Source organism: Thalassotalea sp. PS06, from assembly GCF_007197775.1.
In the GTDB taxonomy this organism is placed as follows: domain Bacteria; phylum Pseudomonadota; class Gammaproteobacteria; order Enterobacterales; family Alteromonadaceae; genus Thalassotalea_A.
In genome coordinates this window covers 771,281-784,738 of sequence record NZ_CP041638.1, presented here as the reverse complement: position 1 = coordinate 784,738, position 13,458 = coordinate 771,281, and the positions used below count along the sequence as shown (strand labels likewise).

Below are 13,458 nucleotides of genomic sequence, written 5' to 3'. Positions count from 1 at the left end.
TTTACTTTCGTTAACTAACCCCATGCTAATTTAGCCATGCCGGAAAGGGCTCAACCCAAACCGACTCACCAGCCTTGACGCTGCTCTGCTCTGCCGCCAAAACGATAAAGCAATTGGCTTTTGCCAAACTGGTTAAAATACCTGACCCTTGGGCACCGGTGGATGTTACCTTTGGCAAACCGGTTTCAGAAAACTCATAAATTCCACGCTGAAAATCACGTCTACCGATGGATTTTCGTAAATTCGATGTTGCCTCAGCCCAAAAGCCAATTCGTTTTTGCTTGCTCTTACCTTGCATGGTCTCAATCCCCGGCACGGCTAATTGCATGAAGGTTACCAATGCCGATACCGGATTTCCCGGCAAACCGAAAAACACACTGTCGCTAAGTTTGCCACAGGCGAAAGGCTTTCCTGGCTTCATCGCGATTTTGTAAAAATCAATTTCGCCGATGTCATCCAAAACCTGCTTGGTGTAATCGGCTTCCCCGACAGAAACGCCGCCCGAAGAAATCACGATATCGCATTCCTGGTTAGCTTTTGAGAAAGCGTCTGTAAGTGCTTTTGGATCATCGGGAATTATGCCTAAGTCCAGCACTTCACAGCCGAGCTTAGTCAACATGGTTGCAATGGAAATTCGGTTACTCTCATAAATCTCACCGCTCGCTAATGGCTCTCCCGGAGATTTAAGCTCATCGCCACTGGCCAACACCGCGACTTTAACCTGTCGAGTCACTTCAACGTGACTAACGCCCAGTGACGATAACAGTCCAATATCGACGGCATTAATAATTTTGCCTTTGGCGACGACCTCGCTGCCAAGGTTAATATCTTCACCACGACAACGAATGCTGTTGCCAGGCTTTGGCAAGCGATTTATTGTTATTTTTCCATCATTAACTGCGCAATCTTCCTGCATTAGTACGGTGTCGCAGCCATCGGGAACCAGTCCACCTGTCATGATCCGAACACTTTGTCCAGGTTGCACGGTCCCTGCAAATGGGTGGCCTGCAAAACTTTCGCCGATAAGCTCAAAGCTAACCGTGGTGACATCAACGTCGCCAGGATGGACAAAAGCAAAACCATCCATCGCCGAATTGTCAGCAGGTGGTACGTAAACCGGAGACAATACCGGGCTTGCGCAGATACGGCCAATGGCATCTTCGATGGCGACTTTTTCAGTTTGTTGAACCGGTGAAACTAAAGAATGAATGCGTTCGACGGCCTGGTCGAAAGATAAGAGTTTTGGTGCGGCGCAGACATCAGAGGGCATGAATTGGGTTTCCAGTTACGGGCAATGATATACAGATTTGTGCATATCGAGTCGGACATTGTTTTAATAATAAGAGCCTTTCGCATCTAAAACAATAAGTTGGGATCAGATCTTGAATTTTGCATCATCAATGCACAATTCAGGTTCTGACCCCATATTTTTGATCCACGGATTAAAAAAACTCGTTCAACTATTTGCCTCTGAAAGTTGGTTGTTTGTGACGCAAGTGTTAATCTTAAGGCTACAACTAATTATCGCCGAGCTTTGTATTCTACGGGGTTGTGAACAACGCAATTCTATGAATGCTCAGCCGTGGCTGCGGCCACCAGGGTTAACCGGGAAACGGGTTAGCCTCCCGAATTTGGAAAGGTGAACATGCTTCAAGATGCGTTTGGTCGTAAGTTTTATTATTTACGGCTCTCCATAACCGACGTCTGCAACTTCCGTTGCAACTACTGCCTGCCTGATGGTTATCAATGTGACCATGATCGGGATTTTTTGTCGTTGTCTGAAATAACCCGTCTGGCGAATGGTTTTTCCCAACTAGGAACCGAAAAAATCCGTATCACCGGAGGCGAACCAGCGCTTCGTAAAGACCTGCCTGAAATTATTCAAGCCTGTAAAGGCACCGATGGTATCGAGCACGTGGCGATGACCAGCAATGGTTTTAATCTTTTACAAAAAGCCAAAGACTGGATTGATGCCGGATTAGATAGCTTAAACATCAGTATCGATTCCCTCGACCCGCGTCAGTTCGAAGCCATTACCGGTAAAAATAAGCTTGATGACATTCTTGCGGGTATTGATAAATGCCTGACGCTTGGGTTAACCAACATCAAGATTAACTCGGTGTTAATGCGGGAATTTAATCAACACGACCTCAATCAGTTTTTTGATTTTGTCAGCAAAACCCCGATTACCCTGCGCTTTATCGAGTTAATGCAAACCGGCAATAACCTCGAATTTTATAATGCCCAGCATGTCAGCGGTCAACAAATCGAAAACACCCTGCTCGAAAAAGGCTGGCGTTTAACGACGCGGCCGAAAACAGCCGGCCCGGCACTGGAATATCAACATGACAACTTCGCCGGAAAAATCGGTTTGATTCGCCCTTACAGCAAAGACTTTTGCAGTACCTGTAATCGCCTGAGAGTAAGCGCGCTCGGAAAATTACACCTTTGTCTTTTTGCTGACGAGGGTTTGTCCATTCGCGAATATCTCGATAGCGATAACTCACTGGCACTGCAAAACGCGATTCGCGAGATGCTAGCCGAGAAAAAACCAACCCATTATCTGCAGCAAGGTCACACTGGCGCTACCACCCAATTATCCATGCTGGGAGGTTAACGTGACGCCGATATCAACGACTGCATCTAAGCCTGCACAAGTTTCAGCGCCGCTCCTTGGTGTAGTGCTCGCTGGTGGTAGATCGCAACGCATGGGACAAGACAAGGCTTTATTGCCAGCCCTGCAGCAAATAAGCGCAAAAAACCAAGCTGCCAATACCGCATCGCAATCCATGCTGCAGTTCAGCCAAAACCTATTAGTTAAATCTGGTATCAACCAGGTGGTTATCAGTGGCCGTGCGGATACGCCATCGGTTATCGACGATATTGCTTACGCAGGACCATTGATGGGCTTGTATTCGGTGATTCAAGCCCTGCGCCCGAAGGCGATTTTAGCGCTACCTGTGGATATGCCACTGCTTAATAGTGACGATCTGAATCAGCTGAAAATAGCAGGCGAGTTAAGTGGAAAATGCACATGTTTTAGCGATAACCCATTACCTTTGTATCTGCCGGTAAACGCCATTGTCGTCGAATTTCTGAATCAGCAATACCAACAGTTGCAAGCAAACCCGAATTCCAAAGGTCCCTCTTTCAAGCAACTGTTTGCACAAGCCGGGGTTAACCGGATTTCATCTCAATCGCAACAAAGATTGCAAAATACCAATACGCCCCAAGAGTGGCAACAAGCCCAGCGCCATGCTCGGCAATTAGAACAACAACGAGGTTTTCACCGTTATGTCGACTAAACCCGCGCGCCCATTTGCGCCATTAAATATTGCCGTTTTAACCGTTTCCGACACTCGGGATATGGACACAGACACGTCCGGTCAGGTACTGGTGGATAGGTTAACTGAGGCCGGCCACACGCTGGCGGCCCGCGGTATTTGTAAAGACGATATCTATCAATTGCGCAGCCAGGTTTCACAATGGATTGCTGATAGCGATATTCACGCAATCCTGCTTACCGGCGGAACCGGGTTTTCCGAGCGTGACAATACCCCACAAGCTATCAGCCCGTTATTTGATAAAGAAATCGAAGGCTTTGGTGAATTGTTTCGCAACATTTCCTATGGCGAGATTGGTACTTCAACCATTCAATCCCGTGCCATCGGTGGCATGGCCAATCATACGGTAATTTTCTGTCTGCCAGGCTCTACCAATGCTTGTCGTACCGGCTGGGACAAAATCATTAAAGAACAGTTAGATGCGACTCACAAACCATGTAACTTTATTTGTCACTTAAAAGTGGCGGCGCCTTGCGAGCCAAGAGGCTAACCATGGGATTGAGTCATATTAATCAGGCCGGTGAAGCCAACATGGTAGATGTTAGCGAAAAAGCGGTGACCGCCAGGGAAGCCAAAGCTGAAGGCTTTGTAAAAATGCAGCCTGAAACCTTAAAGCTAATTGTTGAAGGTAAGCATCATAAAGGTGATGTTTTCTCTGTCGCTCGTATCGCCGGCATTCAAGGCGCAAAGAAATGCAGTGATCTGATCCCCCTTTGTCATCCGTTAATGCTTTCTAAAGTTCAGGTGGATTTTGATATTGATGAAGCCAACAGCCAGGTAAGGATATCCAGCTTATGCAAGCTTGCCGGTCAAACCGGCGTTGAAATGGAAGCACTGACAGCAGTTTCGGTAGCAGCATTAACCTTATTTGATATGTGCAAAGCGGTTGACCCATCGATGGTGTTAAGCGACATCAGGGTATTAGAAAAACGTGGAGGCAAAAGTGGCCATTGGCAAAACTAAACAAAATATTAAGGTGTTGTTTTTCGCCCAGTTTCGTGAGCAGCTTGGGTGCGAACAGATCGCCTTGAGTGCGAGCGAAGCCGGTTCAATTGAAGAGATAAAAGCGAACCTGATAAGTCGCGGCGGCCAGTTTGAAAAGGTTTTCTCCAGCGCTAACCTTCTGGTTGCAGTAAACCAACAAATGGTATCGAGTAACTCAACCATCCAAGGTGGTGATGAAGTTGCCTTTTTTCCGCCGGTAACTGGTGGTTAAGTTAACGCCCGGAATACAAGCTTAGTTATTGTTATGAATACAAAAATCACCATACAGACCAAAGACTTTTCTCCAGGGGACGAAATTAACTGGCTGGAACAGGAGACTTCGGGAGATGGTGCGCTGGTTACCTTCATCGGCAAGGTTCGTGACCACAATCAGGGTCAAGAGGTTGCGAACTTGTTTCTCGAGCATTATGCTGGCATGGCTGAACGTTGTCTGGAAAATATTGCCGATCAAGCCAGAGCCCGTTGGCAGGTTGGAAAAATTTGTATCATCCACCGTGTCGGTGAACTCAACATTAATGATAATATTGTTTTTGTTGGTGTCACCAGTGCTCACAGACAAGATGCATTTTACGCCAGTCAATTTATAATGGACTATCTGAAAATAAACGCCCCCTTTTGGAAAAAAGAGCAAACCCCACGCGGTAGCCGCTGGGTAGAAGCTAAACAACAAGATCAATCCGAGGCGCAAAAGTGGTAAATATTCTCCGTTCCCTGACAATTCTTCTTACCTTATGTTTATCATATCTTGCTAATGCTAATGAACAACCGTTAAAAATTGGTGTTGCTGCAAATTTTGCTGAGCCTTTAAGAAAACTGATTGAAACCTACAATCAACAAAACGATACCAAAATTGACGTTAAGATATCCGTCGCCGCTACCGCGGTGCTTTACCAACAGGTCCGCCATGGTGCCCCATTTGATATGGTGTTTGCCGCCGATAAGAAACGCCCTAGATTGATTGAAGAAGAGGGACTTGGCCTTGCTGACACTCGTTTTACTTATGCTATCGGCCAGCTAGCCTTGTGGTCTGCCATCAATGACAAGACAAGTATTGACCTGTTGCAAGAACACGACAGAAGAATAGCGATTGCGGCCCCGCATTTAGCGCCATACGGGAAAGCAGCGAAAGAGGCGTTATTGTCCCTTGGACTATGGCGCAAATATCACAACCGGGTGATAACCGGTAATAACATTAATCAAACCTATCAGCATACCCGCACCGGCGCCGTCGAATTTGGTATTATCTCTCATTCGCAATTTTTACTTTCCGATATCGGTAGTGGTGTGTTGATTGATAGTTCTTTACACGAACCTATTGAACAGCAAATGATCATCTTAAGTTCTTCGAACCAGATTGAGTTAGCACGAAAATTTCAGCAATTCATTCTCAGTGACAGTAGTCAGAAAATGATCATTAAAATGGGATACGCCGACTCAGGGATCAGTGTCGATGATAAGCAATGACGAATGGCTGGCGCTGTACACCACAATAAAACTGGCGGGACTAACAACGCTTATTCTATTGTTGATAGGTACGCCTCTTGCCTGGTATCTGAGCAAGCTTAAAAGTCGCTATAAAGTTATCCTCGAGGCAATCGTCGCCTTGCCGTTGGTATTGCCACCAACGGTATTAGGGTTTTACTTGTTAGTACTTTTTTCACCAACCAACTCGCCTGGCAAGCTATGGATGGAAACTACTGGTTATTCTCTGGCATTCAGCTTTACCGGTATCCTTATTGGTTCAGTGATATATTCCCTACCTTTCGTTGTGCAACCATTACAAAAAGCCTTTGAACAGCTTGGTGATCATTTATTAGAAGCCGGAGCCATGCTTTCGGCAAATAGCGTTGATCGTTTTTTTACCATTGTGATGCCAATGACCAAGGCCAGTTTTATAACTGCTGCCAGTCTGGGTTTTGCCCATACGGTAGGTGAATTTGGCGTGGTATTAATGATTGGTGGCAATATTCCGGGGGAAACCCGCGTACTCTCCATTGCACTATTCGACCATGTGGAAGCCTTAAATTACGGTACCGCACACTGGATAGCCGCATTGTTGCTAATTGGTTCCATGGTCTTGCTAGCACTTATCTATCTACTCAACTTCAACCATGAACGCAGTATTCAGGTTCGTTCGGAGCACTAATTACTGTGGAATTAGCCAATACGCACGACCATGAACACCAACATTTGAGTATCGATGTAGAGCTGGATTTCGACAGTTTTCATCTGCAATGCCAGTTTGATTTTAACGTTAACGGTATCACCGGTATTCTCGGCCATTCTGGCTCGGGAAAAACCAGCTTGCTGCGAGTCATCGCTGGCCTGAACAGTGACGCCAGAGGCCGGGTTATACTGAATAGCCGTGCATTGCAGAGCAATAAAACCTTTATAAAACCAGAGCACCGCAGAATCGGATTTGTGTTTCAGGATGCGAGATTATTCCCGCACCTGTCCGTTGCCGGAAACCTGCAATATGCACGAAAACGCTGTAAACCCACCAGTTTAAATTTCGATGAAATCGTTCAGCTTACGCAAATAGAAAAGTTGTTAAATCGCGATGTCTTAAAATTGTCAGCCGGTGAAAAACAACGGGTTGCTATCGCCAGGGCATTGTTAGCAGAACCGGAATTGCTATTAATGGACGAGCCGTTATCGAATCTTGATAATCGTGCCCGTGGCAAAATGGTGCAACTATTACGACATATCCACCAGCAATTAGATCTACCGATTTTATATGTCAGTCACAACATAATCGAAATCCAGCAATTGGCAGATGATGTGGTAGTGATGGAAAACGGCCGGATCATTCAACATGGCCATGTTCATCAAGTGTTGAACAACCTTAATGAGCGCATGGCTACCGAGTTTAGCAGCCCGACGTCGCTCACCCTAAAAGTAAAGCAACATCTGGTTAATTTTGGTCTGACGCAACTGGACTTCTTACCACCGAACAATAATCAGGTGAAGTTGTTTGCGCCACTGATGAATCAGCCCTTAGGAGAAGAGCTCAGGTGCTACATACTTGCGGACGATCTGAGCATTAGCCTTAACAAACCAGAAGCAAGTTCCATCATTAATTGTCTGCCCGGGAAAATCAGCCAGTTACACCGATTAAGTCGAAACGGCATGCTGATTAAAGTGCAGGTAATGGATTTCACCTTCGCGATAAATACCTCACGTTATGCGGTGGAGTTTTTACAGCTTAAGCACGGTACCGAGGTATTTATTCAGTTTCAGGCTGACGCGGTGCGCTGTTATTAATACCAATCCCATTAAATTATTGCTCACTCAGTGAGAATTTAAAGGCTTTTAGACAAGGCTTTGATTGCAGAGAATGGTCATTCCATTGTCAAAATCAGTAACGCAGGATAAACGCCTTTAAAACTCACCCGTAGGGAGTTAGTGAGAGGCCCATTTACGGCCCTATACTTCAGTGATATAGAATGACTATACCAATGAAATCTATGTTGTAACTGAACCTCTGCCCTAACTCTGAGTTGTGCACAAACTTAGTGGGATTGGTATAAAGGCTTTATAAAAACCAACGCCCAGGCTTGCTGAGCGTTTTTTCATTGGCTTAAGCGTTATTTAAATAACCCCATACTTCGATCGGACATTGCTTCGCGCCAACCACCGAGCCATTCGGATTTTGCATCGAGATTCTGGTAGGGACATTCCTCTTTGTTTTTGCCGTGTAAACCGGCTTGATAACCATGGGAATGTGCTCGTTGCAGACGGTCGCGCTTTTGTCTCTTCATTGAAAACTCCTAATGATTAATACATTTTTTGCGGGGATGGGCCACTCTTGTCAGATCGCAAGTGAACCTGTAAAGAAACCTGACCCTAACTCCTAATTTAAGTCCACAATTGCCGAGCTAGCAACCAAAAAGCGGCGCAAAAAAGCGTTTTTTGTCATTTTCATGACAGTTTTTTGACAAGCCTAATTTGGCAAAAAATCAAGAAAGAAGTATCGAGTGTCAACAACTGTTGCGTTGGCTGTTACAGGGGCGTGAAACGGAATGTTAAATCCCCTATATAGAGATAAATACAGCAGTGAGTTGCAACACGCCATGACCATATACTGACTCATCCAGAGGTTAGTAGTCATCCCTAAGTAAAGGCATAAGCATGGCTTCCAATCCATTAAGCTTCACTTCATAAATTAACGCTAGTTGTCGGCCTAATTTAGAATCTGGAAAGCCTTTGGTTTTAAACCACACCAGATAAGGTTCAGGAAGTTTAAGCAATGGTCGCCCCTGATATTTGCCAAACGGCATTTTCTGGTTAACGGCGTCGATTAATTCTTGTTGATCCATAGTGCTACTGCTGCGTGTATGAATATTTGATGGTAACTTTAAGTATTCTGGGTTTAAAGTAATATTTGATGCTTGATACGGGAAGGTTGATGATGTCTGAACAAAATGTACAAACCGCAACCATCGCGGGCGGCTGTTTTTGGTGCCTGGAAGCACCCTATCAGCGCGTGCCGGGTGTGATTAGCGCAATCAGCGGTTATATGGGTGGTGAAATTGAAAACCCAACCTACGCACAAGTTTGTTCCGGCACCACAGGACATGCGGAAGTCGTACAAGTTACGTTTAACCCGGACAAGATAAGCTTTGAAGAGATCCTGGATATCTTTTTTATTCTTCACGACCCAACCCAGTTAAATCGGCAGGGAAATGATACCGGTACTCAGTATCGAAGTGCGATTTTCCCCCATAACGATGAACAGTTACAACAAGCTAAAGCAAAAATCGACGCGCTAAACCAAGAAGGTGAATACACTTTGGAGATTGTCACCACCATTGAACCACTGGCCACCTTTTATCGCGCCGAAGATTATCACCAGGATTATTACGATACCAACCCACACCAATCCTATTGCCAGGTGATCGTTGCTCCGAAACTGGAAAAGTTGAAGCGTTATTTGCAGGGCAAATAGAAAGTGGAAGAGGAAGGTGGGAGGTGGAAGACGAATTTGCTGTTACCAATCGAGCGCAAAGCGCTCGATTATCCCTCATCGAAACGTCATTCGTTTCGACTCCACCCAATCGAGTGTCGTTTACTCGATTCTCCACCATCGAAATATCTTATATTTCGAATCCACCTTTAATAAAATACAATTCACAGAGTATTTTGTGAAAGTTAATACATCAATGTGTATAGCTTGCGTCGATACTTACCAGCCAAAGCGTCACCTGCCGGCAGTGCGGTTAGAATATCTAACAGCATTTTTCTCGATTCACTGTCGCCCATATCTTTTTGCAGAAGCTTAAACAGCATTTCCAATGCTTCTTCCTGACGATTGTTCTGGCTGTATTGCGCTGCTAACTGGCGCTGGATATCAATGTTCTCAGGATCGGCGGTAAGCTTTTCTTCCAATGCGGTTATTTCCGGAGACTGACTTGCCTCGCGCGCCAGTTCCAGTTTCGAAACCAGACTCTGATAGTAACTATCCTGATCGACCATTTTAATGGTGGCTAACAAGACATCGGCATCATCAAGTTTGCCCAGTTGGATATAACAATCGATTAAAGCAAGAGCGATATCGGCTCGCTGGTCATCAAGGTTTCGAGCCTGCTGTAAGAAGTTTAAGGCGTCGCCCGGTTGCTGTTGTTGCAACGCATCCATACCTTGTCTAAGCATTTCATCTTCTGGCTTAGGTAAGTGCTTATCAAGAAATTGATTCAAGGTTTCATCGGTTTGTGGCCCGGCGATACCATCAATCGGCTGACCATCTTTAACCACAATCGCGGTTGGCAGCGATTGAATACCAAATTGCGCGGCTATTTGTTGCTGTTGCTGACAATCAACGCCGGCAAAAATAATTGCCTGCTCTTTACCGGCTAAACTGCTTGCTAAGGCGTCTCGCAATTGCACACTTTCCGGGATTTGGTCGGCCCAAAACGCGACAACGACCAATTTCTCTTTCGAGTCCTCAAACATTAACTGTTGAAAATTTTCCGGGGTAACTTGAATCATATATCCTGCTGTTCAAAAAGATTTATTAGTTGCTACAAGCTAATTTAAGGGCTATTTGAAAAATAACAAGTAATCGTTGCAATTGCTTGGGTATCGGCATCAAATTCAACGGCTTTACAAAAGTTGTAAAGTTGAAGTTACGCTTGATGATACAAATCGCTATCGATGAAACCACAAATTTATTGGGGTCATTAATTCTCCAGACTTTTTACGTTAAGATTTAGTTATCCATCGCAATGATAATAAATAAAGGAAGTCATAATGTCGGTCGCTGATTCATTAACCTACATGACTGGATTTGGAAACGAGTTTGAAACCGAAGCACTGCCAGGGGCTTTGCCAAAGGGGCAATTTAACCCGCAACGTGTAAGCTACGATTTATACACGGAGCAATTCAGTACCACCGCTTTTACCGCGCCTCGCGATAGCAACCGACGCACCTGGTTTTATCGAATTCGTCCAAGCGCCATTCAAGGTGAATACCAGCTTATGGACAATGGCTTGATTCGCACCGCACCAATTACCGAAGCGATTACGCCACCAAGTATGCTGCGCTGGGATCCGATTGCCATTCCCGAACAAAAAACCGATTTTATCGATGGTTTAATCACCATGGCAGCCAATGGTTCTGCCAATGGCCAAACAGGCATGGCGGTGCATCATTACGCTTTCAATGCCGATATGGACAGCCGATATTTTTGTAATGCCGATGGTGAACTGTTGTTCGTACCACAACAAGGTGAATTATTACTTGCCACTGAATGTGGAAAGCTCACCGTAAAAGCCGGTGAAATTGCGGTAATTCCTCGCGGTATCAAGTTCCAGGTAAGTTTATTATCAGACGATGCTCGCGGTTATCTTTGTGAAAACTACGGTGACCCGCTGCATTTGCCTGAGCGAGGACCAGTAGGCGCCAACGGTTATAGCAATGATCGTGATTTCCAATACCCGGTAGCGGCCTATGAAGATAAAGAAGGTGACTTTACCTTAATCACCAAATTCAACGGCAATATGTTCCAGTGTGATATTGGCCATTCACCATTGGATGTGGTTGCCTGGACCGGTAATTCGGCGCCATACAAATACGATTTATCCAACTTTAATGTCATCAACACCGTAAGTTACGATCACCCGGATCCGTCAATTTTCACGGTATTAACCTCGCAAACTGCAACTGCAGGTGTCGCCAATCTCGATTTCGTCATCTTCCCGCCGCGCTGGATGGTTGCCGAAAATACTTTCCGTCCGCCATGGTATCACCGTAACCTGATGAGCGAATACATGGGTCTTATCGAAGGCGTATATGATGCGAAAGAACATGGTTTTGTACCAGGTGGTGCAAGCCTGCATAACTGCATGTCGCCGCACGGACCGGAAGCGGATGTGTTTGAAAAAGCCAGTACGGTGGAATTAAAGCCGCAGCGCTACCAGAACACCCTGGCATTTATGTTTGAATCTCGCTATATCATTTCTCCAACCGCCTATGCGTTAAATGGTAAAGAGCGTCAAACAAACTACATCGATTGCTGGCAGACAATTGAGAAAAAATTCAATCCAAACAAACCGTGATACCAATCACATTAAATTATTGCTCACTCAGTGAGAATTTAAAGGCTTTAGACAAGGCTTTGATTGCAGAGAATGGTTATTCCGCTCTCAAAATGAGCCAAAACCAGTAACGTAGTCCAAATGCCTTTAAAACTCACCCGTAGGGAGTTAGTGAGAGGCCCATTTACTGCCCTATATTTCATTAATATAGAATGACTATATCAATAAAATCTATGTTGTAACTGAACCTCGGCCCTAACTCTGAGTTGTGCACAAACTTAGTGTGATTGGTATGATGGCGAAACAATGTGATCATGCCCTATGCTAAAGGGCATGATTGCATCTGCCTGTCACCGCTATATAATCTCCATCCTGCTCCTGTGTGGCTTGTTATCAGGCCTGCTCAGCTTTTCGATTTACGGGCAAAATCAACCGCAGCAAATTGACGATAGTGAGTATTTCACTTTTACTCGTATTTACCATGGCGAAAGAGTGATTCAGCACTTGCGCCAGTTTGGCGCCAATCGTTTCGCCACACCAGTATCGTTAAAACCTGTTGATTTTACCGTACCGGGTACCCATCACCTTGTCGCCATAGCCGATTTAAATGTAGTCCCGGCGGTCATTACCTTACCGGAACAGTTCGGCCCCTACCGTAGCCTGCAAATTATCGATCTTAACTATCAACAGATTTTTTATCAGCTGGTTACCGAAGGTAGTCATAAATTCGTGCTTAGCCATCAAAACCACAGGCGACAAACGCCCCAGGGAAAAACGATTATCAGCAAATCCCGTTATGTTATGGTCGTTCTCAGAACTCTGTCAGGTTATCCAAAAGCCACCTATTCTGAGCGGGAAGTTCGCAGGCAAATCAGTCTGTCGGGGTTTAGTGAAGGGATAATAAGGCCGAGCGAACAAAAACAAAGAGTATCGTCTGTATTAAAACCTCAGGAGACAATTCAATGGCTGCGTGAACATCATGATTTTGGCGCTCTTGAAGATATCTGGCTGGAAATGCAGCAACAAACCTTTAACGACAACAGCAAAGTTCGGGTCTTAAACCGGCTTCAGTCCACCCTGGCTACCAGGGCTCATTGGCATAACGTCGGGCTGATGACGAGTGTCAGTGATAGCGAACAAGTGCCACACTCAGAAGAAGCGTTGAGCCTGTTAATTAACTACCCTTCTGTTAACGCGAGTAATCGTTTAGAAACGGCTTCAAGAATTGAAATGGATGAGAGGACATCGCTGGTCCAAGAATCGATATTGTCTGTCGACCCAGCGGCTATCGCGGCATTGTTCTGGGGAATAGATGCGCTACCGAAAAGCAGTGAACAACACCAACCGGGCTATCATAGCTACAACACCAGCAAAGACTACCAGGGTCAGGTAAATTTTGCCCTAATCAATTATCAGTCGAACCAGCACATTTCCCAGCACTACCGAAATCCTGGCTATCCAATTGTGTTTTCCCCTGAACAACCGTTTATCCGCAGTTATTACTACCAACCGCAAGTCTCATTGGTAATGACGAATAAACAGCGCAATACCTCGCCCCAAAAATAGCGAGCTA

16 protein-coding genes and 1 riboswitch are annotated in these 13,458 nt (G+C 45.3%); of the genes, 12 read left to right on the top strand and 4 right to left on the bottom strand.

Annotated features, from left to right (window positions below; genetic code table 11):
• Positions 1–25 precede the first annotated feature (25 nt).
• Positions 26–1,270 (bottom strand): gephyrin-like molybdotransferase Glp, encoded by a 1,245-nt coding sequence (gene glp, locus FNC98_RS03410; RefSeq protein WP_143579944.1) that lies wholly within the window; start codon positions 1,268–1,270, stop codon positions 26–28.
• Between the two features lie 243 nt (positions 1,271–1,513).
• Positions 1,514–1,658: riboswitch (molybdenum cofactor riboswitch) on the top strand.
• Here glp and moaA point away from each other — a divergent pair.
• From moaA to modC, 9 genes are all read left to right on the top strand, one after another.
• Positions 1,646–2,617 (top strand): GTP 3',8-cyclase MoaA, encoded by a 972-nt coding sequence (gene moaA / locus FNC98_RS03405; RefSeq protein WP_143579943.1) that lies wholly within the window; start codon positions 1,646–1,648, stop codon positions 2,615–2,617. It overlaps the preceding riboswitch by 13 nt.
• Before the next feature lies 1 nt (position 2,618).
• A complete protein-coding gene (locus FNC98_RS03400; protein ID WP_260680437.1) occupies positions 2,619–3,305 on the top strand; it encodes a molybdenum cofactor guanylyltransferase in 687 nt (228 codons plus the stop codon).
• Positions 3,295–3,834, top strand: a complete 540-nt coding sequence (moaB, locus tag FNC98_RS03395; RefSeq protein ID WP_143579942.1) for a molybdenum cofactor biosynthesis protein B — start codon at positions 3,295–3,297, stop codon at positions 3,832–3,834. Before FNC98_RS03400 ends, moaB begins: the two co-directional genes overlap by 11 nt.
• Positions 3,835–3,836: 2 nt before the next feature.
• Positions 3,837–4,307 (top strand): cyclic pyranopterin monophosphate synthase MoaC, encoded by a 471-nt coding sequence (gene moaC, locus FNC98_RS03390; RefSeq protein WP_143579941.1) that lies wholly within the window; start codon positions 3,837–3,839, stop codon positions 4,305–4,307.
• A complete protein-coding gene (moaD, locus tag FNC98_RS03385) occupies positions 4,288–4,560 on the top strand; it encodes a molybdopterin converting factor subunit 1 (RefSeq protein ID WP_260680434.1) in 273 nt (90 codons plus the stop codon). Before moaC ends, moaD begins: the two co-directional genes overlap by 20 nt.
• 33 nt (positions 4,561–4,593) lie before the next feature.
• Complete coding sequence (moaE, locus tag FNC98_RS03380; protein WP_143579940.1) at positions 4,594–5,046, top strand: molybdopterin synthase catalytic subunit MoaE; 453 nt, start codon at positions 4,594–4,596, stop codon at positions 5,044–5,046.
• Positions 5,040–5,813 (top strand): molybdate ABC transporter substrate-binding protein, encoded by a 774-nt coding sequence (modA, locus tag FNC98_RS03375; protein ID WP_185968050.1) that lies wholly within the window; start codon positions 5,040–5,042, stop codon positions 5,811–5,813. The genes moaE and modA overlap by 7 nt, the downstream gene beginning before the upstream one ends.
• Positions 5,800–6,495 carry a molybdate ABC transporter permease subunit gene (modB, locus tag FNC98_RS03370; protein ID WP_143579938.1) on the top strand — a complete coding sequence of 232 codons (696 nt, stop codon included), beginning with the start codon at positions 5,800–5,802 and terminating at the stop codon, positions 6,493–6,495. The genes modA and modB overlap by 14 nt, the downstream gene beginning before the upstream one ends.
• 5 nt (positions 6,496–6,500) lie before the next feature.
• Complete coding sequence (gene modC / locus FNC98_RS03365; RefSeq protein ID WP_185968049.1) at positions 6,501–7,613, top strand: molybdenum ABC transporter ATP-binding protein; 1,113 nt, start codon at positions 6,501–6,503, stop codon at positions 7,611–7,613.
• Between the two features lie 323 nt (positions 7,614–7,936).
• Here modC and rmf read toward each other — a convergent pair whose 3' ends face one another.
• Complete coding sequence (rmf, locus tag FNC98_RS03360) at positions 7,937–8,110, bottom strand: ribosome modulation factor (protein ID WP_143579936.1); 174 nt, start codon at positions 8,108–8,110, stop codon at positions 7,937–7,939.
• Between the two features lie 339 nt (positions 8,111–8,449).
• Positions 8,450–8,668, bottom strand: coding sequence for a DUF3820 family protein (locus FNC98_RS03355; RefSeq protein ID WP_143579935.1), 219 nt, complete (start codon positions 8,666–8,668; stop codon positions 8,450–8,452).
• 89 nt (positions 8,669–8,757) lie between these two features.
• Between FNC98_RS03355 and msrA the strand changes: the two genes are divergently transcribed.
• Entirely contained in the window at positions 8,758–9,297 is a 540-nt protein-coding gene (msrA, locus tag FNC98_RS03350; protein ID WP_143579934.1) for a peptide-methionine (S)-S-oxide reductase MsrA, read from the top strand.
• A gap of 203 nt (positions 9,298–9,500) precedes the next feature.
• On the opposite strand, the gene FNC98_RS03345 is transcribed toward msrA, so the two are convergent.
• Positions 9,501–10,337, bottom strand: coding sequence for a tetratricopeptide repeat protein (locus FNC98_RS03345; RefSeq protein ID WP_143579933.1), 837 nt, complete (start codon positions 10,335–10,337; stop codon positions 9,501–9,503).
• Between the two features lie 261 nt (positions 10,338–10,598).
• On the opposite strand from FNC98_RS03345, the gene hmgA reads away from it, so the two are divergent.
• Positions 10,599–11,906 carry a homogentisate 1,2-dioxygenase gene (hmgA, locus tag FNC98_RS03340; protein ID WP_143579932.1) on the top strand — a complete coding sequence of 436 codons (1,308 nt, stop codon included), beginning with the start codon at positions 10,599–10,601 and terminating at the stop codon, positions 11,904–11,906.
• Positions 11,907–12,218: 312 nt separating this feature from the next.
• Positions 12,219–13,451: a DUF1254 domain-containing protein gene (locus tag FNC98_RS03335; RefSeq protein ID WP_185968048.1), complete on the top strand. Its 1,233-nt coding sequence runs from the start codon at positions 12,219–12,221 to the stop codon at positions 13,449–13,451.
• Positions 13,452–13,458 lie beyond the last annotated feature (7 nt).

Excerpts from the sequence above, each read along its gene's own strand:
- glp (WP_143579944.1), bottom strand. The coding sequence starts at position 1,270 with ATGCCCTCTGATGTCTGCGCCGCACCAAAACTCTTATCTTTCGACCAG.
- moaA (WP_143579943.1), top strand. The coding sequence starts at position 1,646 with ATGCTTCAAGATGCGTTTGGTCGTAAGTTTTATTATTTACGGCTCTCC.
- moaB (WP_143579942.1), top strand. The coding sequence starts at position 3,295 with ATGTCGACTAAACCCGCGCGCCCATTTGCGCCATTAAATATTGCCGTT.
- moaC (WP_143579941.1), top strand. The coding sequence starts at position 3,837 with ATGGGATTGAGTCATATTAATCAGGCCGGTGAAGCCAACATGGTAGAT.
- moaE (WP_143579940.1), top strand. The coding sequence starts at position 4,594 with ATGAATACAAAAATCACCATACAGACCAAAGACTTTTCTCCAGGGGAC.
- modB (WP_143579938.1), top strand. The coding sequence starts at position 5,800 with ATGATAAGCAATGACGAATGGCTGGCGCTGTACACCACAATAAAACTG.
- rmf (WP_143579936.1), bottom strand. The coding sequence starts at position 8,110 with ATGAAGAGACAAAAGCGCGACCGTCTGCAACGAGCACATTCCCATGGT.
- FNC98_RS03355 (WP_143579935.1), bottom strand. The coding sequence starts at position 8,668 with ATGGATCAACAAGAATTAATCGACGCCGTTAACCAGAAAATGCCGTTT.
- msrA (WP_143579934.1), top strand. The coding sequence starts at position 8,758 with ATGATGTCTGAACAAAATGTACAAACCGCAACCATCGCGGGCGGCTGT.
- FNC98_RS03345 (WP_143579933.1), bottom strand. The coding sequence starts at position 10,337 with ATGATTCAAGTTACCCCGGAAAATTTTCAACAGTTAATGTTTGAGGAC.
- hmgA (WP_143579932.1), top strand. The coding sequence starts at position 10,599 with ATGTCGGTCGCTGATTCATTAACCTACATGACTGGATTTGGAAACGAG.
- FNC98_RS03335 (WP_185968048.1), top strand. The coding sequence starts at position 12,219 with ATGATTGCATCTGCCTGTCACCGCTATATAATCTCCATCCTGCTCCTG.